This window comes from Romboutsia weinsteinii, from assembly GCF_002250835.2.
GTDB classification, from domain to species: Bacteria; Bacillota; Clostridia; order Peptostreptococcales; family Peptostreptococcaceae; genus Romboutsia_A; species Romboutsia_A weinsteinii.
In genome coordinates this window covers 17,797-40,407 of the sequence record NZ_NOJY02000024.1, presented here as the reverse complement: position 1 = coordinate 40,407, position 22,611 = coordinate 17,797, and the positions used below count along the sequence as shown (strand labels likewise).

General features: G+C 30.0%; 16 protein-coding genes. 5 read left to right on the top strand and 11 right to left on the bottom strand.

Annotated elements, in window-relative coordinates:
- Positions 1 to 38 precede the first annotated feature (38 nt).
- Positions 39 to 860 (top strand): MerR family transcriptional regulator, encoded by an 822-nt coding sequence (locus CHL78_RS13000; RefSeq protein ID WP_094368120.1) that lies wholly within the window; start codon positions 39 to 41, stop codon positions 858 to 860.
- Positions 861 to 989: 129 nt separating this feature from the next.
- Positions 990 to 1,328, top strand: a complete 339-nt coding sequence (locus tag CHL78_RS12995) for a DUF1622 domain-containing protein (RefSeq protein ID WP_330408631.1) — start codon at positions 990 to 992, stop codon at positions 1,326 to 1,328.
- A gap of 223 nt (positions 1,329 to 1,551) precedes the next feature.
- On the opposite strand, the gene CHL78_RS12990 is transcribed toward CHL78_RS12995, so the two are convergent.
- On the bottom strand, positions 1,552 to 8,652 hold the full coding sequence (locus CHL78_RS12990) for a DUF11 domain-containing protein (RefSeq protein ID WP_116041498.1): 7,101 nt from the start codon (positions 8,650 to 8,652) through the stop codon (positions 1,552 to 1,554).
- A gap of 213 nt (positions 8,653 to 8,865) precedes the next feature.
- Positions 8,866 to 9,594 (bottom strand): alpha/beta fold hydrolase, encoded by a 729-nt coding sequence (locus tag CHL78_RS12985; protein ID WP_094368117.1) that lies wholly within the window; start codon positions 9,592 to 9,594, stop codon positions 8,866 to 8,868.
- A 354-nt stretch (positions 9,595 to 9,948) separates the two neighbouring features.
- On the opposite strand from CHL78_RS12985, the gene CHL78_RS12980 reads away from it, so the two are divergent.
- Entirely contained in the window at positions 9,949 to 10,320 is a 372-nt protein-coding gene (locus CHL78_RS12980) for a hypothetical protein (protein WP_094368116.1), read from the top strand.
- A gap of 137 nt (positions 10,321 to 10,457) precedes the next feature.
- Here CHL78_RS12980 and CHL78_RS12975 read toward each other — a convergent pair whose 3' ends face one another.
- The 7 genes from CHL78_RS12975 to CHL78_RS12945 form a co-directional block, all read right to left on the bottom strand.
- Positions 10,458 to 11,372 carry a CPBP family intramembrane glutamic endopeptidase gene (locus CHL78_RS12975; protein WP_094368115.1) on the bottom strand — a complete coding sequence of 305 codons (915 nt, stop codon included), beginning with the start codon at positions 11,370 to 11,372 and terminating at the stop codon, positions 10,458 to 10,460.
- 101 nt (positions 11,373 to 11,473) lie between these two features.
- Entirely contained in the window at positions 11,474 to 11,740 is a 267-nt protein-coding gene (locus tag CHL78_RS12970; protein ID WP_094368114.1) for a hypothetical protein, read from the bottom strand.
- Between the two features lie 212 nt (positions 11,741 to 11,952).
- Entirely contained in the window at positions 11,953 to 12,666 is a 714-nt protein-coding gene (locus tag CHL78_RS12965; RefSeq protein ID WP_094368113.1) for a MerR family transcriptional regulator, read from the bottom strand.
- A gap of 290 nt (positions 12,667 to 12,956) precedes the next feature.
- A complete protein-coding gene (locus CHL78_RS12960; protein ID WP_094368112.1) occupies positions 12,957 to 14,225 on the bottom strand; it encodes a M56 family metallopeptidase in 1,269 nt (422 codons plus the stop codon).
- Positions 14,226 to 14,446: 221 nt separating this feature from the next.
- Complete coding sequence (locus CHL78_RS12955; protein ID WP_094368111.1) at positions 14,447 to 14,686, bottom strand: hypothetical protein; 240 nt, start codon at positions 14,684 to 14,686, stop codon at positions 14,447 to 14,449.
- A gap of 1 nt (position 14,687) precedes the next feature.
- On the bottom strand, positions 14,688 to 15,884 hold the full coding sequence (locus tag CHL78_RS12950; protein WP_094368110.1) for a S41 family peptidase: 1,197 nt from the start codon (positions 15,882 to 15,884) through the stop codon (positions 14,688 to 14,690).
- A gap of 164 nt (positions 15,885 to 16,048) precedes the next feature.
- Positions 16,049 to 16,414 carry a phage holin family protein gene (locus tag CHL78_RS12945; RefSeq protein ID WP_094368109.1) on the bottom strand — a complete coding sequence of 122 codons (366 nt, stop codon included), beginning with the start codon at positions 16,412 to 16,414 and terminating at the stop codon, positions 16,049 to 16,051.
- A gap of 220 nt (positions 16,415 to 16,634) precedes the next feature.
- Here CHL78_RS12945 and CHL78_RS12940 point away from each other — a divergent pair, with 220 nt between their 5' ends.
- Positions 16,635 to 17,336 (top strand): LbetaH domain-containing protein, encoded by a 702-nt coding sequence (locus CHL78_RS12940; RefSeq protein WP_094368108.1) that lies wholly within the window; start codon positions 16,635 to 16,637, stop codon positions 17,334 to 17,336.
- Positions 17,337 to 17,520: 184 nt separating this feature from the next.
- On the opposite strand, the gene helD is transcribed toward CHL78_RS12940, so the two are convergent.
- Positions 17,521 to 19,761, bottom strand: a complete 2,241-nt coding sequence (helD, locus tag CHL78_RS12935; protein ID WP_094368107.1) for an RNA polymerase recycling motor HelD — start codon at positions 19,759 to 19,761, stop codon at positions 17,521 to 17,523.
- Between the two features lie 961 nt (positions 19,762 to 20,722).
- Between helD and CHL78_RS12930 the strand changes: the two genes are divergently transcribed.
- On the top strand, positions 20,723 to 21,427 hold the full coding sequence (locus tag CHL78_RS12930; RefSeq protein WP_094368106.1) for a DUF421 domain-containing protein: 705 nt from the start codon (positions 20,723 to 20,725) through the stop codon (positions 21,425 to 21,427).
- An 88-nt stretch (positions 21,428 to 21,515) separates the two neighbouring features.
- Here CHL78_RS12930 and CHL78_RS12925 read toward each other — a convergent pair whose 3' ends face one another.
- Entirely contained in the window at positions 21,516 to 22,427 is a 912-nt protein-coding gene (locus tag CHL78_RS12925) for a prohibitin family protein (protein ID WP_094368105.1), read from the bottom strand.
- Positions 22,428 to 22,611 lie beyond the last annotated feature (184 nt).

The following is a 22,611-nucleotide window of genomic DNA, read 5'->3' as shown; positions in this document are numbered from 1 at the left end:
ATTAGGGTATAGTGTTACACTATAGTCAAGGAGGTTTTATGAATAATATAAATGAGCAAAATTACTTCACAACTAGTGAATTTGCAAAGCTAGTTGGAGTTACAAAGCATACATTATTTTACTATGACAAAATGGGAATATTTTCACCTGAAATAAAACTTGATAATCAATATCGATATTATTCAGCTACTCAAATAGAAATATTTCTTGTGATTTGTACACTAAAAGAATTAGATATGACCTTGAAAGAAATAAAATTATATTTAGATAATCGTGATCCAAATAAATTAGTATCTCTTCTTGATTTAAAGGAAAGAGAAATAGATAATAAAATTGATAAATTAATTAGGATGAAGAATTTTATATCTCAAAAATCTAAATTAACTAAGTCTATAATATCTATTGATAGTAGTAAAATTAATATTACAAAAGAAAAGGAAGAAGTTTTATTTATAACAAAACCATCACTTTCAGATAATAATAAAAAAATTGCCAATGGGATTGGAAATCATATTAATAATTGTACTAATAACAATATCGTACAGCCTTATTCAATAGGAAATATGATAGATGTAGAGAGTATCTTAAAAGATAGTTACTCTGACTATCAATACTTTTTTACCAAAATCATTACTCCTGATAAAGATACTGATTATTATATAAAGCCTGCTGGACATTATATTACAGCTTATCATGCTCTTGGATATCATACTATTGATGATACCTATAAAAATATTCTTAGTTTTGCAAAAAATAATAACTTAAATTTGAGGGGATATTTTTTTGAAGATATAATTTTAGATGATTTATCAGTAGAAGGATATGAAAATTACGTAATTAAAATATCTATCAAGATTTAAATCTAAGATAGGTGTTTTGAGCCATGTAATAATTTGCAAAGCTTATAGCCTATTTAAATTTTATTTAATAATATTATATTGTTATATAGCTCATACTACTAATAACACTAAATATAAGGGATGATTCTTTTGGAGTTTAAAGGTATTTTGCAGGCTTTAGTTACTATATTAGAATGGTTATCTATAATAATAATAATTTATGGTGTAATGATACAGTTTGTAGGCTTTATAAAAGCTGAGCTTACATGTAAGAAGAGAAGCTTAGCTACTCAGAAAGTTCTTATGCTTAAAAACTTTTTAGGTATTTATATATTATTTAGCCTTGAGGTACTAATATGCGCAGATATTATAGAGTCTATTTTAGATCCTAGTCTAAATCACATACTTAGCTTATCCGCTATAGTTATAATTAGGACTGTTATTTCCTATTTTTTAAATAAAGAAATTGAATCCGAAGATAAAACTTAAAGATATCTCCGCTTATGGTGCTGTATGTAGAAGTAGATGTTGTGAACTCTTTAGTGAATATATATATATAAAAGGACCATTTCGTATTAATATACTGGTACTAGTATAACGAATATGGTCCTTATATAATAAAAAAACAATTCTTAGTCTAAGTTTATTTCCTCATATGCAAATTTATTTTTATCTTGATCCTACTTCAGGTACACAAAGTTATTATATTGGATTAGCACCCAAAGTCATTATGACAATGGTTTTTGCAACAACAATCATTGCAACAACATTTCTTACAACAGCAATCATTGCAACAACACTTCTTACAACAGCATTTACTACAGCAACATTGCTTAATTTCAACTTTAGCCTTTGCTATATTATTGTTAGGGTTTGGATCTGGTGTTGTTGAAGTAACCTCTGCAATATTTCTTAGTATACAAATACATGTTGGCTTTATGATACCTATTAAGATAATAACTCTTGAAGTTAATGCCGGCAATGTTCCTATATCAAGACTTCCAGTCCATGGCTCAAATGTAATACCTCCATCTACTGAAAATTTTACTCTTGCAAGACTATTTGCAACATTATCTATTAAAACAACATTTTGAGCATCTGATGGACCTCTATTCGATACTATTATTGTAAATTCTATTGTTTCTCCTATACAAGCCTTTCTCTTATTTGCAAATTTTAATACAGAAATATCTGCTGTTTCATTTGCCTCTACTTCTATTTCTACTGTTGAAGTATTATTGTCTGGATTTGGATCTGGTGTAGGTGAACTTACCATAGCTGTATTTATAATCACACCTACTGCTGATTGACTTACTGTTCCTCTTATTACAACAACTCTTACCTCTCCTGCTCCTAATGTTCCTATATTAATACTTCCTGTCCATGGATTAAATGTTACTCCTCCATCTAATGAGTACTCTGGGTTTAATATAGAAGCTGGTATATCATCTGTTAGAACTACACTCTGAGAGTCAGATGGACCTGCATTTGCAATCTCAATGTTAAAACTTAGCACCTCTCCTGGTACGGCAACTTCATCATTACTTCTCTTAACTACAGAAATATCTGCTGATGGAACTACCTCTATATCCAATGTTGAAGTATTATTATCTGGATTTGGATCTGGTGTAGGTGAGCTGACAACTGCTGTATTTATGATTACACCTGTTGCTGCTGGGCTTACTGTTCCTCTTATTATAATAAATCTTATCGCTCCTACTCCTAATGTTCCTATATTAAGGCTTCCTGTCCATGGATTAAATGTCACTCCTCCATCTACTGAGTACTCTGGATTTAATATAGAAGCTGGTATACTATCTGTTAGAACTACACTTTGAGCTACAGATGGACCTGCGTTTGCAACTTCTATCCTATAGTTTAAAACTTCTCCTGGTACGGCGAATCTATCACTACTTTCTTTTAGTACAAATACATCTGCTGATGGAGTTACATTGGTTTCATCAGTTGAAGTGTTATTGTTTGGATTTGGATCTGGTGTAGGTGAAGTAACCATTGCTGTATTTATAATTACACCTACTGCTGATTGACTTACTATTCCTCTTATGATTATAATTCTTACCTCTCCTACGTTCAAAGTACCTAAGCTTAGACTTCCAGTCCATGGCTCAAATGTTACCCCTCCATCTACTGAAAACTCTGGATTTAATATAGAATCTGGTATAATATCTATTAAAGTAACATCCTGTGAAGCAGATGGTCCTGCATTTGTAACTACTATTGTATAACTAAATTCTTCTCCTGGTACTGCAGTAGCTGTATTACTAGTCTTTACAACACCTATATCTGCTGATGGAATAATAGGTGTCGTTACTGTTGATGACTCAATAACTGGTTCTGGTACAAGTGCACTTACTTCGGCCGTATTTATTATTACTCCTGTAGCTGCCTGATTTACTAATCCTTTTATAATTACTCTTATTAGTTGACCTGGTGCTACTGTTCCTATATTAAGACTTCCTGTCCATGGCTCAAATGTTACTCCTCCATCTACTGAGAACACTGGATTTAAAATAACAGCTGGTATATTATCTGTTAAAACTACGCTTGTTGCATTAGATGGCCCTTCATTAAATATTTCAATATTATATACAAGCTCTTCTCCTGGTACTGCTATATCACTATTAGCCACTTTAGTAATAGAAATACCTGCCTGTGGGTTAACTGGTGTAGTAATAGTAGATACGTTATTGCTTAAATCAGGGTCTGGTGTAGATGAAGTAACTGTTGCTGTATTTACTATAATTCCCGTAGCACTTAAGCTAACTGTTCCTCTTATTACAATAGTTATTGATTCTCCTGCAACTAATGTTCCTATATTAAGACTACCAGTCCATGGATTAAATGTTGCTCCTCCATCTACTGAAAACTCTGGATTTAATATAGTAGCTGGTATATTATCACTTAACACTACATTCTCTGAACTTGATGGTCCTAAGTTTACGACCTCAATTGTGTATGTTAATACAGTTCCTGGAACAGCTGAGTTAGGTACTGCTGTTTTTACCACTGCAAGGTCTGCTATCGGGCTTACTTCTACTTCTACAGTAGACGTATTATTATCCGGATTTGGGTCTAATGTAGTTGAAGATACTATAGCTGTATTTATGATAGTACCTACTGCTCCTTGGCTTACTGTTCCTCTTATGATTATGACTCTTATCTCTCCTACTCCTAATGTTCCTATACTAAGACTTCCTGTCCATGGATTAAATGTTACTCCTCCATCTACTGAAAACTCTGGATTTAATATAGAAGCTGGTATACTATCTGTTAGAACAACACCTTGAGAGACAGCTGGTCCTGCATTTGCGACTTCTATAGTATAGCTTAATACCTCTCCTGGCATAGCAACTGGTTCATTACTTTGCTTTACTACAGAAATATCTGCTGTAGGAGTTACAGGCGTTTCATCAGTTGAAGTGTTATTGTCTGGATTTGGATCTGGTGTAGGTGAAGTAACTGTTGCTGTATTTATAATCACGCCTACTGCTGTTTGACTTACTATACCTCTTATGATTATAATTCTTACCTCTCCTACGTTCAAAGTACCTAGGCTTAGGCTTCCAGTCCATGGCTCAAATGTTACCCCTCCATCTACTGAAAACTCTGGATTTAATATATAAGCTGGTATACTATCTATTAAAGTAACATCCTGTGAAGCAGATGGTCCTGCATTTGTAACTTCTATTGTATAACTAAACTCTTCTCCTGGTACTGCAGTATCTGTATTACTAGTCTTTGTTACACCTATATCTGCTGATGCAATAATAGGTGTTGTTACTGTTGATGAATCAGTAACTGGTTCTGGTACAAGTGCACTTACTTCAGCTGTATTTGTTATCACTCCTGTAGCTTCCTGACTTACTAATCCTTTTATAATTACTCTTATTAGTTGTCCTGGTGCTACTGTTCCTATGTTTAGAGTACCAGTCCATGGCTCAAATGTCATCCCTCCATCTACTGAGAATACTGGATTTAAAATAGCAGCTGGTATATTATCTGTTAAAACTACACTTGTAGCATTGGATGGACCTTCGTTAAATATTTCAATATTATATACAAGCTCTTCTCCTGGAACTGCTATATCACTATTAGCCACTTTAGTAATAGAAATACCTGCTTGTGGGTTAACTGGTGTAGTAATAGTAGATACGTTATTGCTTAAATCAGGGTCTGGTGTAGATGAAGTAACTGTTGCTGTGTTTACTATATTTCCTACAGCATCTAAGCTAACTGTTCCTTGTATCAAAATTGTTAATGAATCTCCAGCAGCTAATGTTCCTATATTGAAACTTCCAGGCCATGGATTAAATGTTACTCCTCCATCTACTGAGAATACCGGGTTTAAAATAGTAGCTGGTACATTATCACTTAGTACTACGTTCTCAGCACTTGATGGTCCTAAGTTTATTACCTCAATTTGATACAGTAATAATGCCCCTGGAACTGCTGAGTTAGGTACTGCTGTTTTTACCACTGCAAGGTCTGCTATCGGGCTTACTTCTACTTCTACAGTAGACGTATTATTATCAGGATTTGGGTCTAATGTAGTTGAAGATACTACAGCTGTATTTATGATAGTACCTACTGCTGCTTGGTTTACTGTTCCTCTTATGATTATAGCTCTTACCTCTCCAACATTCAAAGTACCTATACTTAGACTTCCAGTCCATGGCTCAAATGTTACTCCTCCATCTACTGAAAACTCTGGATTTAATATAGAAGCTGGGATACTGTCTGTTAGAACAACACCTTGAGATATAGCTGGTCCTGCATTTGCAACTTCTATAGTGTAGCTTAATACCTCTCCTGGCATAGCAACTGGTTCATTACTTTGCTTTACTACAGAAATATCTGCTGTAGGAGTTACAGGCGTTTCATCAGTTGAAGTGTTATTGTCTGGATTTGGATCTGGTGTAGGTGAAGTAACTGTTGCTGTATTTATAATCACGCCTACTGCTGTTTGACTTACTATACCTCTTATGATTATAGCTCTTACCTCTCCTACGTTTAAAGTACCTAAGCTTAGACTTCCTGTCCATGGCTCAAATGTTATACCTCCATCTACTGAAAACTCTGGATTTAATATAGTAGCTGGTATGTTATCTCTTAGAGTAACATCTTGTGAATCAGATGGGCCTGCATTTGTAACTTCTATAGTATAACTAAACTCTTCACCTGGGACTGCTGTATCTGTATTGCTAGTCTTTGTTACCCCTATATCTGCTGATGGAATAATAGGTGTTATTACTGTTGAGACTTCTGTAACTGGCCCTGGTACAAGTGCAGTTACTTCAGCCGTATTTATTATGACTCCTGTAGCTGCCTGGCTTACTAACCCTTTTATAATTACTCTTATTAGTTGCCCTGGTGCTACTATTCCTATATTAAGAGTTCCAGTCCATGGATTAAATGTCATACCTCCATCTAATGAAAATACTGGATTTAAAATAACAGCTGGTATATTATCTGTTAAAACTACGCTTGTTGCATTAGATGGACCTTCGTTAAATATTTGAATGTTATATACAAGCTTTTCTCCTGGAACGGCTATATCACGATTAGCCATCTTAATAATAGAAATACCTGCTTGTGGGTTTATTGGTGTAATGATAGTAGATACATTGTTGCTTAAATCTGGGTCTGGTGTAGATGAAGTAACTGTTGCTGTGTTTACTATCTCTCCCGTAGCATTTAAGCTAACTGTTCCTTGTATCAAAATTGTTAGTGAATCTCCAGCAGCTAGTGTTCCTATATCAAGACTACCAGTCCATGGGTTAAACGTTACTCCTCCATCTACTGAAAACTCTGGATTTAAAATAGTCGCTGGTATATTATCACTTAGCACTACGTTCTCAGCACTTGATGGACCTAGGTTTACTACCTCAACTGGATATGTTAATAAAGTTCCTGGAACAGCTGAGCTAGGTACTGCTGTTTTCATTACTAAAAGATCTGCTATTGGGCTTACTTCTGTTTCTACAGTAGATATATTATTATTAGGATTTGGATCCGCTGTATTCGAGGATACTATAGCTGTATTTGTGATAGTACCTAATACTATAGGGCTTACTGTTCCTCTTATTAGGATAACTCTTACATCTCCTACTCCTAATGTTCCTATATTAAGGCTTCCAGTCCATGGTTGGAAAGTTCCCCCTCCATCTACTGAATACTCTGGATTTAAAACAGTAGCTGGTATACTATCTGTTAAAACCACATTTTCAGATGGAAATGGTCCATTATTTACAACCTCTATAGTATAAGTTAGCTCTCCTCCTGGATTCACTATAGTTGGCTCAGATGTTTTTACAACTGCAATATCTGCTGTAATTACTTCAAGAGGAACTGGATTAGAATCTACTGAAAAATTTCCTGGTATACCACCCTCTACAGGTGTATAGGAGTAATCTATAGTTGCTATATTATCAATAGGATTTGGATCAGGTATACTTATAACTAGAACCTCAAAAGTTACTTCAGCACTTGTTTCACCTTCAATATCTGGTAGTGGGAAACCTATATTAGGATCTACCCCTGCCATGGATACTCGATTAACTGTTACACTATCCGGTATAAATTCTAAACCATTTGGAATAGAATCCCTAAAGAATACATTAGTCAAAGAACTGCTGCAATCATTTGGTAATTTGACTGTATATGTTACCATATCGCCTATATTTGCAGTTGGTGTGCTGATTGTTTTTACTGGAGTAAATGTTGGTACTGTGACTTCCCTTAAAGAAACATCATCAATAGCATAATCATTACCAACAACAGCTTCACCTTCACTGAAAAATTCCACTGTAAGTTGATTATTATTTTGAGAATTAATGACAGTCCCTATTTCTTTCCACTCTGGTGCATTTGTATTGACTGGAATTAGAACTCCTAATGTTTGTTGAAACAGTATATTACCGTTTTGATCAAGTATTCTAACACCTAACTGTGCTGGTGGAAAGCCTGTTACCTTAAATAGATTTAAAATCCATGTACTAAATAAATAATTAGTATCCGGTATAACCGGCACTGTTGACTTAAAAAATACAGACCCTGGTTCAAAACCATTTACTACCATCATTCTTCCTGTTTCATTGCCCGTAGTATGATCAGCAATACGCCACCAAGCTCCTATAACATTACTCATTGCATTATTCATAATATTTTGTACTGTATATTCTCCATCTATAGGTGTAAACTTAGTTGGGTCTGGTACTACGTACGTAAAATCTGGTGTAACATTTGGATATGGTGCGGTAGCTGGTCCTGTATTAGCTTGTGTACCTGGTGGAAAAAATCCAAATGTTCCATTGTCTGCATCTGTAATAAGGTTTATATTTGATACGGATACACATGGATCCAATATATTTTGTATTGGTGTATATATTACTGCACCATTTAGTATACTTTGATTTGTTATATCAGCACCTGTTACTGTTATTAATATTGTATTAGGTACTGTATTGTCTAAATTTGTTGCTCCTGTAGGGGGATTTGAAACAAAACTAATAGGCGGTGTTGTAGCAACAGGGATTGGGCCTAATACTGCTGTCGCAAAATTTCCCGGTGTTGGTACTCCTCCTGTAGTTCCATAAGCCTCTACAATTCTATAGTTACCATTTGGTACATTAATAAATGAATAATTTCCTGCAGCATCTGTAAGAACAACTAGCCTAACACCTGTTGCTATATTTTGTAATACAACAGCTACATTAGCTATTCCTGTGTCTCCAGCGCTAATAGTAGCACTTCTATCTCTGTTAAAAACAACTTGGCCGGATACGGTTGCCATGTCATCACTCCTTTAAATCATAAAATTTTGTGCCCATAATATATTATTCTTTTAAGATTTTTAATGTGACATTTTCATACAACAAGTGCGCTATTTTAGCATAAACTAAAAGAATATGCTATTTATACAACTTATACTAACTAATTTCAACATAAAAACCATATTGACGATTTCATCAATATGGTTTTTATTTTAATAAATATACTTCTTTTATTAATCTATAGACTTTAAATATTCATTCATTACTTTTACTAATCCTTCAAAATCTCCAAATTGTATATCATGCCCAGCCTTCTTAAATTTCTCTACTCTAATACTCTTACTTCCTAGATTATCTACATAATTTACTATGTCATCACTACTTACAAGACTCTCCTCTAATTCTCCTTTTAAGATTAACGCCGGACAAGTAATATTTTCTAATTTTTTTGCGAAATAAATTTGCTCTGATTCATCCTCTATACCTTTCAACACATCATAAGTTATAGATATAGAATCACAATGCTCGTCGTAAAAATCCATAGATTCCTTCGCCCATCCATTTGGCATCTTTTTATGCTCTGGAGGATATTCATCTACTATAATACCTTTAAGTGATTCTGAATTAGAAACTGCATATCCTAATTCATAAGATACTCCTCTTGAAATTCCCATTATGCAAAATTTATCAAATCCTAATCCCTTTGCTACTGAATCTATATCTTTAATATGTTGTTCCAAAGTATATCCACTTTTAGGCGAACCACTTTTTCCTCTCCCTCTAAATGAAAATGCTACACATCTTCTATTATTAATTCTGCTCATCAGATTAACATAATCCTCAGCTGATTCTGATAATCCTGGACAAATTAATAATGGAGTTGTATTTGTATTCATTAAATCATTATCAATATAATGAATTTTTACCCCTTGATTATTAACAAAACCTTGCACAAATTCCATCTCCTCAGTCCCTCCTATATAATACACTAAGTATATTTAACTGAAATATATCTTTTTTCAATTAAGTTAGCTCATACTTCACTCTTTATCAACATTAAAATTTTATATTCTCTTAACATCTACGACTTCATGGTCTATTAATTCTACATAATATTTTGAGATACCTTTATTTATGCTTAAAAAGATTATAATTGAACCACTTTGCTCAATTATAACTATAAATTTATTCTTTCTACATTTTTTTTCATTTTATGTATCATTTTTACACCATTCTTAATATGATATATTGTGTAGGTTTTATAGAGCTTATACAGATTAATCCAAATACTAATTAAATAATAGGAGTGATTTATAATGTATAATTCCGAAAATAAAGATATGTGTAACTGTGGTTGGAAAGACGACTATAAAGATATGTGTAACTGTGGTTGCCAAGACGACTACAAAGAGCAAGACTATATGAGTGACTGCGATTACTTTGACTCTCATGTAGCTAGCTATCAACCTAGCTCTGCTCCTTATGATGATAATAAATGTAAATGCTGCTGTAGACCTGAATATAGACCTGATTATAAGCCAGATTACAAACCTTGCAACTGTGACAAATGCTGTGACTGCTGCGAGCATAAAAACCCTTCTCATGAGTACTTTGAATGCTGCGAATGCGTAAAAAGATGCTGTAAGTGCGGTTGCTGTATAAAATGGTGTTGCAAAAGAGAGAAGTAAAACTAAGTAATTTCAAATAATAAGATACTTTATTTACAATTGTTAATAAAACCAGCTAACTTAAAGTAAGTTAGCTGGTTTTATTTTATAATTTTTAAATTTTTGAAGTTTTTTTAATCTAACTACAAAGCATTTTATTAATAAGTGTTAAACTTACCTTTTTTATCTAAAACATATATAATAAAAATTCCTGCTAGTAGTACAATAGTAGCTCCAAATCCTGCTTCTGGTCCGAAAATCCCTCCAGAGATAAAGTTGTTTCCAACTAAATTTAAATCTACTAAAGTTCCAACTGAAGTATCTATTCCACTTACTTCAAATCCAAATAAATTTCCTTGTGCAAAGTTCCATGCACTGTGCATTCCACATACAGCCCATAAATCATTAGTTTTAATAACATATAGTCCAAAGAAAATACCAACTAAGGTTATATTTAAAATTGCTATAATGCTTACATTATCATTTCCTAAGTGAAGTAATCCAAAGAACGCTGAAGATATAATAAGACCTATTGCTACATTATATCTAGCCCCTAAAACATTCATAAGCCATCCTCTTGTTAATATTTCCTCAGTGCCTCCTTGTATTATCCAACCTATTAATATTATACATATAGGTAGTATTGCTGAGCCTCCTATTGGTTGAATATCATTTGTTTCAACAGTTACACATCCAAATAAAAATAATATTAATACAACTAAACTCATCATAGCTATACCTATAGCAAATCCAAAGGCGTATTTTTTAAGCCAATTATTTTTATAAAAACCTATGGAAGATAACTTCCTTTTTTCTATCTTTATAACTCTAAAAAATACTACTAATGATATAAAAACAAATGATAATAAACTAATTAATAAGTATAGCAATTCTTGATTTGATTTAAAGTACGATATTATACTTAAAGAAAGATAAATTGGTAGTATACCAAATCCTCCTATAAGTGAACCTCCATACATAAATATCATAGATAATACTAAAGCCCAAATAAAATTAGGTAGTTTTTTACTTTTCTTTGCCTCATTAATAAGGCTTTCATTTCTATTAACCATTATATTCCCCCATTCTTTAAGTTATCTTTTCCTAACTTATTTATATTGTAGTCTACTTATCAATAGAATTTATAATTATTTCTGAAAATAATAACTTTTAACTATACTTGTATATTGGATTTATCCCAATAATCAAAGGTTGCTTTGGGTCCATTATTAACAACACACATTCTAAAATTCTCTTTCAATTTCGGTAGTAATTCCCATAGTGGATCATATTTTCTATAAGACATAACAAGCTCTATAATCTCCTGTTCTATAGCAGTGTTTTGTAAAAGCTTAGCGTATATATCGTCTATTTTTTTATGGTTTCTATTATCATTTACAACTAATACACCATGCCAATCAAATAATATCCCTTTTATCATTAACTACTACCTCCTAACATATTAGACTTTAATATCATGCTATTCTTAAATTAATTATATCAGAACTTAGATTTCATAAAGTGTTCACTAAATAGGCGTTTTCCAACATAAAAAGAGTAGTAATTTTAATCTTACTACCCTTTTTAGATTTAATATTTTATATATACTTTTAAAACTTTCTAATTTCTCTCTTTATACTTAAGCTCTTAATTCTATTCTTTAATTATTAGTTCATAAAATGCTGATATAGATTTTATTGTCTCTAAATTAACTTTATCTAGATAAAGATTTATATTTTCTATTAAGTCCCTTGTATTTGATTCATTATATTTGAAGTTGTTAAGTTCTTTTTTTAGGATTTCCATATTATAATAATTGTACTTCATTTTTAAAGAGTACTTTAAAGCGTGTATAATTAGTATTTCTTTAATTTGATCTTCTTTAAATAATCTGTAATTACTCCCCTCTCCCCTAGCTGATTCAATTAATCCGATATTTGCCCAGTGGCGTATTGTTGTGATTTTTACATCTGTAATTTTACTGATTTCATTTATTGTCATTAACTTATTTTTATCTTCTTTTAAATTTTTGCTTTTATCATTCAGATTTTCTAAAAGATTTATCCCAACTCTTTCTAATCTAATTTTTTCATTATATAAATCAGCTTGAGATTTTGTAATCATCCACAATGCTTTATCTTTGTTGCCTTTCATATATTCTTTTAGCAAATCTCCAGTAAATGCTAAGCTATATCCTTTTATCATTGTTCTAATACATGTAAAATAGTCAAGATGTACTTGGGTAAATACCCTATAGCCAGAATCAGTTCTTTTAACTGGTGGGATTATTTCCATATCTTCATATACTCTAAGTGTTGATGTACTTATATTTAATTTTCTAGCTATATCTATAGGTCTATATTCCATTTATTACTCCTTTTATTAAAATAAAGATTAAACTATTATATAATGTTTTTAATTAAAATTCCTTATTTTTAATGTATTTATTTATAAAAAGTTTATAATCGAAAATATACTAAAGATATAAACAATACATACTTTATTAATTATATATTTTGTTAAACACAAAATAGCACTTATTTTTTATTAAGTGCTATTTTACTCATTAGTTAATATTAATATACAATTAGGTATAACTTGCAACAGCATATTTACAATGCTGTATATTTGTTTATTTTCACTAGCAACCCAAAATATTAATTATTACCATCTTCGTATAGATGCTCTAAGTTAATTGAATAAGAACTATCTGAACCTATATTTACTTTTTTGCATTTACCTGTAAACAAAAAATTTAAAGCATAATCTACTTCTTCTTGAGTTAATTCTTCATGCTTTTTATCTGGATAAAATTCCATAACATCCTTCATATCACTCTCATTAGCATTTTCAAGATTTTTTTTAAGTTCTTCTTTAGTTATTATTTTACGTTCTTTATTAGGCTCTAAAGTATTTTTATCATTTACAGTTTGCTCATTTTCTTGATGTGATGAAGCTTGATTTGCATATACTCTATTTTGATTATTACCTACATTTAATGATATAAGTGAAAATGCTGAAATAGTACATACACATATAGTTATAAGTGTTCCTTTTTTACGGCTTTTAAAATTCATAATTCCATCAACTCTCCTTTTAATTAAATTAATTTTGCTAGTATTAAACTGAGAATAAAGCATAGTAGCCTTTAGAGTATTTCTATATCTTAATGTGTTAACTAACACCAAAGCATACTCTTTTGTATCATCTACATTAGATTTTTTAAGCACTTTTTCATCACAAGAAAGTTCACATTGATCATCAAAGTATACTTTTAATATTTTTACTAATGGATTAAACCAGTGAACTGCACAAGAAATCATTAATATCAGCTTTAACAAATTGTCTTTTCTTTTTAAATGAGTTAACTCATGTCTAAAAATCCACTTTAATTGATTTTTATCATAGTCGTTATTAGGTATTATTATTTTACATCTTAAAGTATTTATTAAAGCTGGTGAAGAAAGTCCATCCACTTTAAGTACATCAATATTTCCTTTTATTTTTAAAGCTTTCTTTTCTTCTTCAAAACTATTTATTATTTTATCGTCAGTAACTTCGTAAGATATATTTCTTATTTTTTTATAAAATAGAATTTGTTTATATATATTTCTAAAGATAATATAAACAAACCCAAGCATCCAAATTACAAATAATATTTTAACGTAATTTAGTGAAGTGCTATTTTCATTATTTATGTAGTACATACTTTTTAGAGTTGTATTATTTTGATTTTGAAACTCAACAGGTAAATATACTTGAATATTTGATATAAAAATCATTCTTAAAGTTATCAATATGCAAAATATATAATTTACATTGTAAGTATATTTACTTAGAATTTTATCTTTTAATAAAGCTATTAATATAATTGGTATGCTTATGTATATGCTTGTTTTTAGAATATCAAATATGATATAACTCATAGTAATTACCTTCTTCTTCTGATTTTAGAAATCCTTTTACCACTATTTGTATAATTCATTAGATGTGATTACTTTTTATAGCACCTTCCTTTCTTACGGCAACTATCCACCTTTTGATTAAAGTATAGTGCGACAATTGCCTACCGTCAATATATTTATTTAATAATTCTATAAAAAAATCCAACAACTTACGGTTACTGGATTTCTTTACAGTAATAATCTTATCTTTTTTTAATTAATTTATAGCATATCATAGCTAATATAAATGCTACTATACTTATTTGAATAACTGTGTCAAACCCTATGCTAGCGTATATTGCACTAGGTCCATCACCTGAAATAACCCCAATTGATGTAGATGAATTAGTAGGGCTTATTATAAAATATGATATTAAGCCTATGCACAAAGAAATTACAGCTGATATCGATGTATGCTTTACTATATTCCAATTACTAAACATTTTAAATCTCCCCTTTTATTTTTTCTAATTCGAGTACCTTTTGAATACATTTATCATCCTCAATACTTTCTCTTCTCTTAACATCCACAACTTCATAATCTGGGGTAGTCTTAAATTCTTCATTACATACTCCATCCCCAGTTAAGAACATATCAGTAGTCATCCTTACTATCAATCCACTATTTTCTAGATTAAATAATATAGGAGTAACTCCTCCACCATCTCCACCTGTTCTTTCACCTATTAAAGTTGCAAAGCCCGTTTGTTTACAAAATATTGCAAAGGATTCTGCTGATGAATAAACTATGTCATCAACTAAAAGGTATATATTTCCTTTAAATTTAGAAGTCTTATCAGAAGGTATTGTTAATTTACTTTCAAAAAATAAATTAAAATCCTTAGTTACTTCTTCTGGTGCATTTTCTAACACTTCTTTTGGTAGTTTGTTTATATTTTGAAAACTTAATCCGAGTTTGTCATAATAATTTATCATGACTTCATTTTTATATCTAGCCAATACATATCCTGTCGAAGTTATGTCTTCAGTTATTAGTTTCTTTACTATATTTCTCCAATATGCATCATTACCACCTGAGTTACCTCTTATGTCTATAATAAGTGCTTGATGATTTTCTAATGTGTTTATATACTCCCCTATAATTTCCATATCAAATTTAATATCTTCTTCATTTATATACATTTGGGGTAGATGCATATATCCAACTTTGTTTTTTATTACATCTTTAACTGTTACGTCTTTTTTTACTATAGGACTTTTATTATTTTCACTTGTGGTTCCAATTGATTTATATCTATCAACTACTTTTTCATCTTCTAAAAAGTCAAACTCTCCAGAATCTGTATATATTTCTTTAAAAAACTCATATATACTTTCATCATTAATTGTATGAGTATGTCCATTGTTTAAGTCTGATAATATACTCGTCATTTCTGATATAAATTCTTCATCATTTTTAGTATTTTTAATTCTCTCTAAATATTTTTCCTTATTAGCTAACCAATCAACATTATTAACTCTTTTATTGACTTCTAGATATGGATAGCCTTCTTCTATTACTTTGTACAAATATTTAAAGTCTTCGATTTTTTCACTTTGAGATAATGATATATCTTTTGTATCTGTACACCCAATTAACAAAGTTGTTATTATACATATAAAAGATAATATTTTCTTCATTATATCCCCTCCTTTTATATAGTCTATCTATTCTACATAATATTTGGAGGTACCTTTATTTCTAACTTCCATTTATATTTATAGTTCAAACAATTTTAGTTGATAGTAAATTTACCATAAAAAAACTCATATCTTAATAGATATGAGTTTTAATGTACTTAAAATTACATAGCTCTAGCAGGAAATATTGCATCTAAGAATCCAATAACAACGGCTGCTAATGCTGCTCCTATAATAGATACGCCCATATTAGGAACTAAAAATTGAGCTAAATATATTATTATTGCTGCAATTACAAATCCTTTTATGCCTTTTCCAAAAGGAGATGCATCAATTCCCATAAGCATTTCTACTATATAATCTAATCCTGATATCACAACAGCAGCTATTAAAAATGACCACATTCCACGTATTGTAAACCCTGGAGTTACAAATGAAGTTATCATTAAAATAACTGCAACTAGCAAGAATCTTCCTATCCATCTTAATAGACTACTATTATTGTCTCTTTGTTTATCATCATATGCCATAGAAGACACTCCTTTAATAAAATAATATTTTTATGCTTTATACAAAACTTATAACTTATTCATTATTACTTCTTTATTATTTTATCTTTCAATTATATGTTAACCAGTTTATTAGATAATATTCCCTATAATTTTAGTAAATATTAGTAAATTTTTAAATAATCGAACAATACATCGAATTTTTTCATATATTGTAGTAATAAATCTAAGGAGGCCATTTATGGAAAATAATATACCGAATCTTTCAGGACCATACAATCAATATGCTTACTTTGTAGGTCCAAATCCTTCTACCAGTATAAACCCTTGTAGTGTATGCCCAAAAATAGATTCTTCTACCTTCATAGGTCCTTTTTCATCAATTATTGGAGATGTAACAATACTTAAAAATGTTTTTATAGCTTGTAGTGTTGTAATACGAGCAGATGAAGGTACACCTTTTTATATAGGTAATAACACTAATTTACAAGATGGTGTCATTTTACACGGTCTAGAAAAAGAGTATGTGCGTGTTAATGATGAAAGATATTCTATTTATATAGGCAACAATGTTTCTTGTGCCCATAATTGTATGGTTCACGGACCTTGCTTTATTGGTGATAATGTCTTTATAGGATTTAAATCAATTGTCTTTAATGCTTGTGTTAGCAGTAATTGCTATATTGGGATAGGGGCAGTTGTTACTAATGGAGTTGTAATTGCTAGAGGTAGATTTGTTCCTTCTGGAGCAGTTATTGATACTCAAGAAAAAGCAGACTCATTGTATCCTGTTCCTATAGATGATGCAGAATTTGCAAAGGCTGTTATTGCTGTTAACACTGAGTTTCCATCTGCATATAATCTTTTATTTGGAGATACTCGCTGTAGTTGTGGTCTATGCTGTCGTTCAAACTGTCTTAAAAAACATAATATACAAAACTAACTTAAATTCAATTAATTATAAAAAGGGCCATTACACAAAATTAGCCCTTTTTATAATTATAGTATTAAAAATTCAATATGCTATTTAACTATATTTTAAACTATTTCATTATTATCCAACTGACTCCATATTTATTCAATCTTTTTTTAACAATGTAATCACTTTTATTCTAAATGTATTAGGGTTATTTTTTTAATAAAGAAGTAATTTCCCCTAAGTAATATATATTTAACACATGAAGAGCTCTTGTACAACAAGTATAAAGAAGTAACCTTTCATCTTCATTATTATAATTTCTATTACTTGCATCATATATAAAGACTACGTCAAATTCAAGACCTTTAGCTAAATATGAAGGTATTACTAATATACCATTTATATACTTATCATCATCTTTTTCTATAGACTTTGCATCTATATCATTTTCTTTTAACAAGCTATATACTTCTCTAGTTTCTCGTGCTGTTTTTGTAATAATACCAATAGATTTATAATTCTTTTGCTTGTACTCTTTTATATCTTCAATGAGTTTTTTGTTCATGCAGTCTTTATCCGTAAAACCAATAACACTAGGCTCATCGCCATGCCTTTCAACATACTCATCATTTATATTTTCTATAAGAATATTTCTTGAGAATTTAGTGATTTCCATTGTTGAACGATAGCTTTTTGTTAAATTTATTATGCAAGTGTCATCCTTTGATATGTTATAAATATTATTATAATTTCCAACATTCATAAATGGGTTAATTGATTGATTTATATCTCCTAATATAGTCATCTTGGCAGATTTAAAAAGTTGATAGAATATTTCATATTGTAGTGGAGTATAGTCTTGTGCCTCATCTATAATTACATATTTAATTTGTGATGTATTTACAATATCCCCAAGTGCTCCTTTTAAGTATAAAAGTATAACTTGATCTTCATAATTAAGTATATTTGCGTTTAAATTATCTAATGTGTAAGTCTTTATACTATATATAAAGTTCTTATCATATTCAATATTTGCTTTATTTAAGAATCTATTTAAATTCTTGAATAAATTTCTATAAATCTTAATTAAATTAAATTCTGTCATTTGTGAGATTTTAACATAGACATCATTTAAATTGTTCTTTACAAATTGTGTACTTTTTTCTTTCATCTCTTCTTTGTCTATAAAATCTCCAGATTCATCAAGTTCCTTATATACTTCATCAATCCAAGCTTTTTCATAGGGTTCAATAAGAAAGATAATTCTTGATTTTATTTTTTCAAGTCTCCTTTTAATTGGTAGGTTTGAATAATCATCAAAGAATAGATTTTGTATATCTTTTGCTGAAATTACTAATTCACCTCTTACAGTAATATCTTTAAAGTATCTATCTTTTGTTTCTAAATCATTTATATATGCTTTTAAAATGTTCATAAATTCTACTGATGTCTTAAGCTTTATATTTTTAATTCTATCTTTATATGTTAATTTTTCATTAGAATCAAGTATATACTCCATCATTTGTGAAGAAGTCTCTTTTTTAAATCTATTGCCTAACTCTTTATGCATATAGTCTTTAAATGTTGTTTGATACATATTGTCTTCACCAAGTTGAGGTAATACATTTGAGATGTAGTCATTAAAAATATCATTGGGAGAAAATATTATTATGTTTTCAGCTGTTACTGTCTCTCTGTGTTTATATAGTAAATATGCAATTCTATGAAGTGCTACAGAAGTTTTTCCACTTCCGGCAGCTCCTTGAACAATTAAATTTTTATATTCTTCATTACGAATTACTTGATTTTGCTCTCTCTGAATAGAGGTAACTATACCTTTCATCTTGTCATCAGAGTTTTTACTCAAAAGTGCTTGTAACATTTCATCATCAATACTTAGATTACTGTCAAACATATACTCAATTTTACCGTTGTTAATTTTGTATTGCCTTTTACTTGTTATTTCTCCAGAGATTATGCCATCCAAACATTCATAACTTGCTTGTCCTGTTTCATAGTCATAAAACATACTTGAAATAGGTGCTCTCCAGTCATATACAAGAAAATCATAATCGTCATCAATAAGATTTGAAAATCCAATATAACACTTTTCCTTAATCGATTCCTTTTCTTCAACAAAGTCAATTTTACCGAAATAAGGAGATACAAGCATTTTTTCATACTTTGACTCAAGTTTTTTTGTAAATTCATGGCTTCTTTTTTGATGTTTCATAGTATCCATAAATGACATGAACTCAGAAAGTTGATCTAATCCATTTTCAGAAGAAAGAGACCCTAAGTCATTCCATAGTTCTCTTTGTGTTTCTATAGCCTCTTTTTCTAACTTCTCTTTAGCATTACGTTTTTCATCAAGCTGTCTTTTAGCTTCTTCAAGGACTTTTTGCAAATATTCATTTTCCAGGTTCCATTCATAATTATTTATGCTCATGGTACATCCTCCTTTATTATATAAATTAACTTGTTTAATTCACTCTATCAATTATATAGAAATATATATATATTCCCAGTCTAAAAAAAATAAATTATTTGTGGTATAATTATAGTGGGATAGAAATATAAACATATTATATATATTCTAGATTGCTTGTTTTTTAATCTTACTCTTTTGTTATTGTCGTACCCTCGTTTTTTAACTTCTTAATCTATAAAATCTTTTTCTTATAAAATTAATTTTCCCTTTATATTAATACTTTTTTCGTAACATTTCGACATTTTTATACATATGTTATATTGTGTAGATCTTATCCAACTTATTTAAAAGATAAAATCTATACCAAATAACTAAAAGAGTATCTTTTTATGTACAATTGTAATAATAATGATAGCTATATGCCTAAATATAGCTGCTTCAAAAAACTTCGCAATAAATATTAATTAATTTTAGCATGAGAATTTACTGGTATTCATATTTTATTTGTCATGATAACTTCATCTTCTAAAGGGCTATAGCATAAATGCTGTAGTCCTTTAATATATAACCTTTAAATATTATTTTATACCTCACTATGTAATAAATTAAAAATAATGTCATATAATAATAGTATTATCAGGTGACTTTAAAGTTTTGCTAAAATAGAGATATTATTTAAAGCAATATAACTTCTTGTCCTGATATTTATATATACCAGCTAACTTATTCAAGTTGGCTGGTTTTTATTTTTTAATTACTGTCACTCGCCCCGAAACACCTACTCTTTTACTTTACTCATCAATACAGCATCTACCTGCTTATCATGCATGTTTTTTATATATTTTTTAAATTTATCTGTATATTGTAAAATATTCCAAGAGTATACTCAAATCCCTCACTCCCAAGAGTAAGTAATTTTTACTCAATTATTGGTTAAAATAACATAAATGCTAAATCTTTTAAAGAAAGGATATATTGTATGGATTTTTTATATGGTCAGGAAACACTTAGCACCATTGAATGGATACTTCGTGCTATTATTGCTTATTTCTTTTTGCTTGCTGTTGCAAAACTCTTAGGTCAACGTTCCATATCTCAACTAAGGCTGATTGATTTTGCTATCACTTTAGTAATTGGAAATATTATTGCCCATCCATTGTCTGATGAAAAACTAGGACTTGAGGGATCAATCATTACAACAATTGTATTAGTCGTTCTATATCTTAGTGGAATATTTATGATTCTTAAATTTCCATCTCTTAGAAGGCTTATTAATAGTTCACCGATTACAATTGTTCAAAATGGTGAAATACTTTATAACGGATTAAAAAAGGCAAGACTATCAATAGATGTATTATTAGAGGAATTACGTGAAGAAAAAGTAGATAATGTTAAAAAGGTAGCGTTAGCAACTTGGGAACCTAATGGTAAATTCTCTGTTTTTTTAAAGTCTGAGTACGAACCAGTTACTCATTCATCGTTACAAATAAAAACAGAACCGTTTTATTATCCCAAAATCATTATTAAAGAAGGTAAAGTTAATTTTAGTGAGCTAAAAGTACTTAATAAAGATGAAGGTTGGGTTATTTCAAAACTACAAAGTTTATATCAAACTGATATAAGAAATGTCTTACTTGCAACCCTTGATAATAAAGATAACCTAAAGGTTTTTTTATATAAATAATTTAAAATTAAATATAAAAATACACTGCTAAATAAGCAATGTATTTTTATACTTAATATTTATTTAACTTCATTGTAAATACTACTGTTTACTCACCAAGATTAGTCAAAATACTAGAATCAGAGCCAACTACTTGAGGTAACTTTCCATCCCATTTTTTTATGTACTGCTCTCTTAATATTCTTTCATCCAATCCTTGTGCTTTTATTTCATTTGCCTTTTTTTCACCTTCTGCTTGAATTATCTTTTTTTCTGCTTCAAGCTGTGCTGCTTGTTTGGCTATTTCCGCTTTTTCTAATTGTAGACGTTGTTGTTCTACTTCTTGGCTTATTTGTTGTCTTTTCTCTATTGCTGCTTGTACTTCTTTAGATGCTCTAGTTTCTGCTAGTGATACATTTTCAAACATTACACCATATTTCTCTGCCTTTTTATTTAAGTGTTCTGTTAATTTTTCATTAACAACTTCTTTTTTAGTTAAATGAACTTCCATAGTAGAATAGTTCTTAGTTACTTCACTTATCCAGCTTCTTAACTGCCCTCTAAGCACACTATTCATTATTTCCTGTCCACCTTTTCCTCTGTACTGTCTTTGTACTTTTGGCACATCTTCTGTTTTGAATCTGTAACTAAAAGTTAAGTCTGCACTTAATGAACCATCATTGCAGCTTATTAATATAGATTCATCTGCTTCTGACCCTTCTCTCATATCTTTACTCATATATACTGTTTCTATAGATACTGGAAATTCATTTACGCTTTGCCAAGGTGTTTTAAAATTTATTCCCTCTGATAGTGTATAACCTTGAATCCCTTTTTTAAATCTGTCGTATACTGCCCCTACATGCCCTTGTTTTATTGTTGTTGTGCATGTTAATATAAGTATTACTAGTAACGCCAGTAAAGGTATCGCTATTGATATTTTTTTAACTATATTATTCCCACTATTGTCTTTTTTATTTTTACTTACTTCTTCATCTTGTTTTACTTCATTGTCCCCCATTTTATTTCCTCCCTATGCATATATAATATTGATTATATCAGAGTCAATACGTTAGTTCCATATTTTTACATTTTATGTAGGATTATTTCTGTCTTCTATTAGCATCATAAGATTTACCTTTTCATAAATTTTTCCTTTATATTTTATAAATATAGACTCTGCCAGATACTTGTCTAACAGAGCC

Bases quoted from the DNA above. Each gene is read 5' to 3' on its own strand.
- CHL78_RS12975 (WP_094368115.1), bottom strand. From the start codon at position 11,372: ATGGTTAATAGAAATGAAAGCCTTATTAATGAGGCAAAGAAAAGTAAA.
- CHL78_RS12970 (WP_094368114.1), bottom strand. From the start codon at position 11,740: ATGATAAAAGGGATATTATTTGATTGGCATGGTGTATTAGTTGTAAAT.
- CHL78_RS12925 (WP_094368105.1), bottom strand. From the start codon at position 22,427: ATGGGGGACAATGAAGTAAAACAAGATGAAGAAGTAAGTAAAAATAAA.
- CHL78_RS12950 (WP_094368110.1), bottom strand. From the start codon at position 15,884: ATGAAGAAAATATTATCTTTTATATGTATAATAACAACTTTGTTAATT.
- CHL78_RS12940 (WP_094368108.1), top strand. From the start codon at position 16,635: ATGGAAAATAATATACCGAATCTTTCAGGACCATACAATCAATATGCT.
- CHL78_RS12930 (WP_094368106.1), top strand. From the start codon at position 20,723: ATGGATTTTTTATATGGTCAGGAAACACTTAGCACCATTGAATGGATA.
- CHL78_RS12990 (WP_116041498.1), bottom strand. From the start codon at position 8,652: ATGGCAACCGTATCCGGCCAAGTTGTTTTTAACAGAGATAGAAGTGCT.
- CHL78_RS12955 (WP_094368111.1), bottom strand. From the start codon at position 14,686: ATGTTTAGTAATTGGAATATAGTAAAGCATACATCGATATCAGCTGTA.
- helD (WP_094368107.1), bottom strand. From the start codon at position 19,761: ATGAGCATAAATAATTATGAATGGAACCTGGAAAATGAATATTTGCAA.
- CHL78_RS12985 (WP_094368117.1), bottom strand. From the start codon at position 9,594: ATGGAATTTGTGCAAGGTTTTGTTAATAATCAAGGGGTAAAAATTCAT.
- CHL78_RS12980 (WP_094368116.1), top strand. From the start codon at position 9,949: ATGTATAATTCCGAAAATAAAGATATGTGTAACTGTGGTTGGAAAGAC.
- CHL78_RS13000 (WP_094368120.1), top strand. From the start codon at position 39: ATGAATAATATAAATGAGCAAAATTACTTCACAACTAGTGAATTTGCA.
- CHL78_RS12960 (WP_094368112.1), bottom strand. From the start codon at position 14,225: ATGAGTTATATCATATTTGATATTCTAAAAACAAGCATATACATAAGC.
- CHL78_RS12965 (WP_094368113.1), bottom strand. From the start codon at position 12,666: ATGGAATATAGACCTATAGATATAGCTAGAAAATTAAATATAAGTACA.
- CHL78_RS12945 (WP_094368109.1), bottom strand. From the start codon at position 16,414: ATGGCATATGATGATAAACAAAGAGACAATAATAGTAGTCTATTAAGA.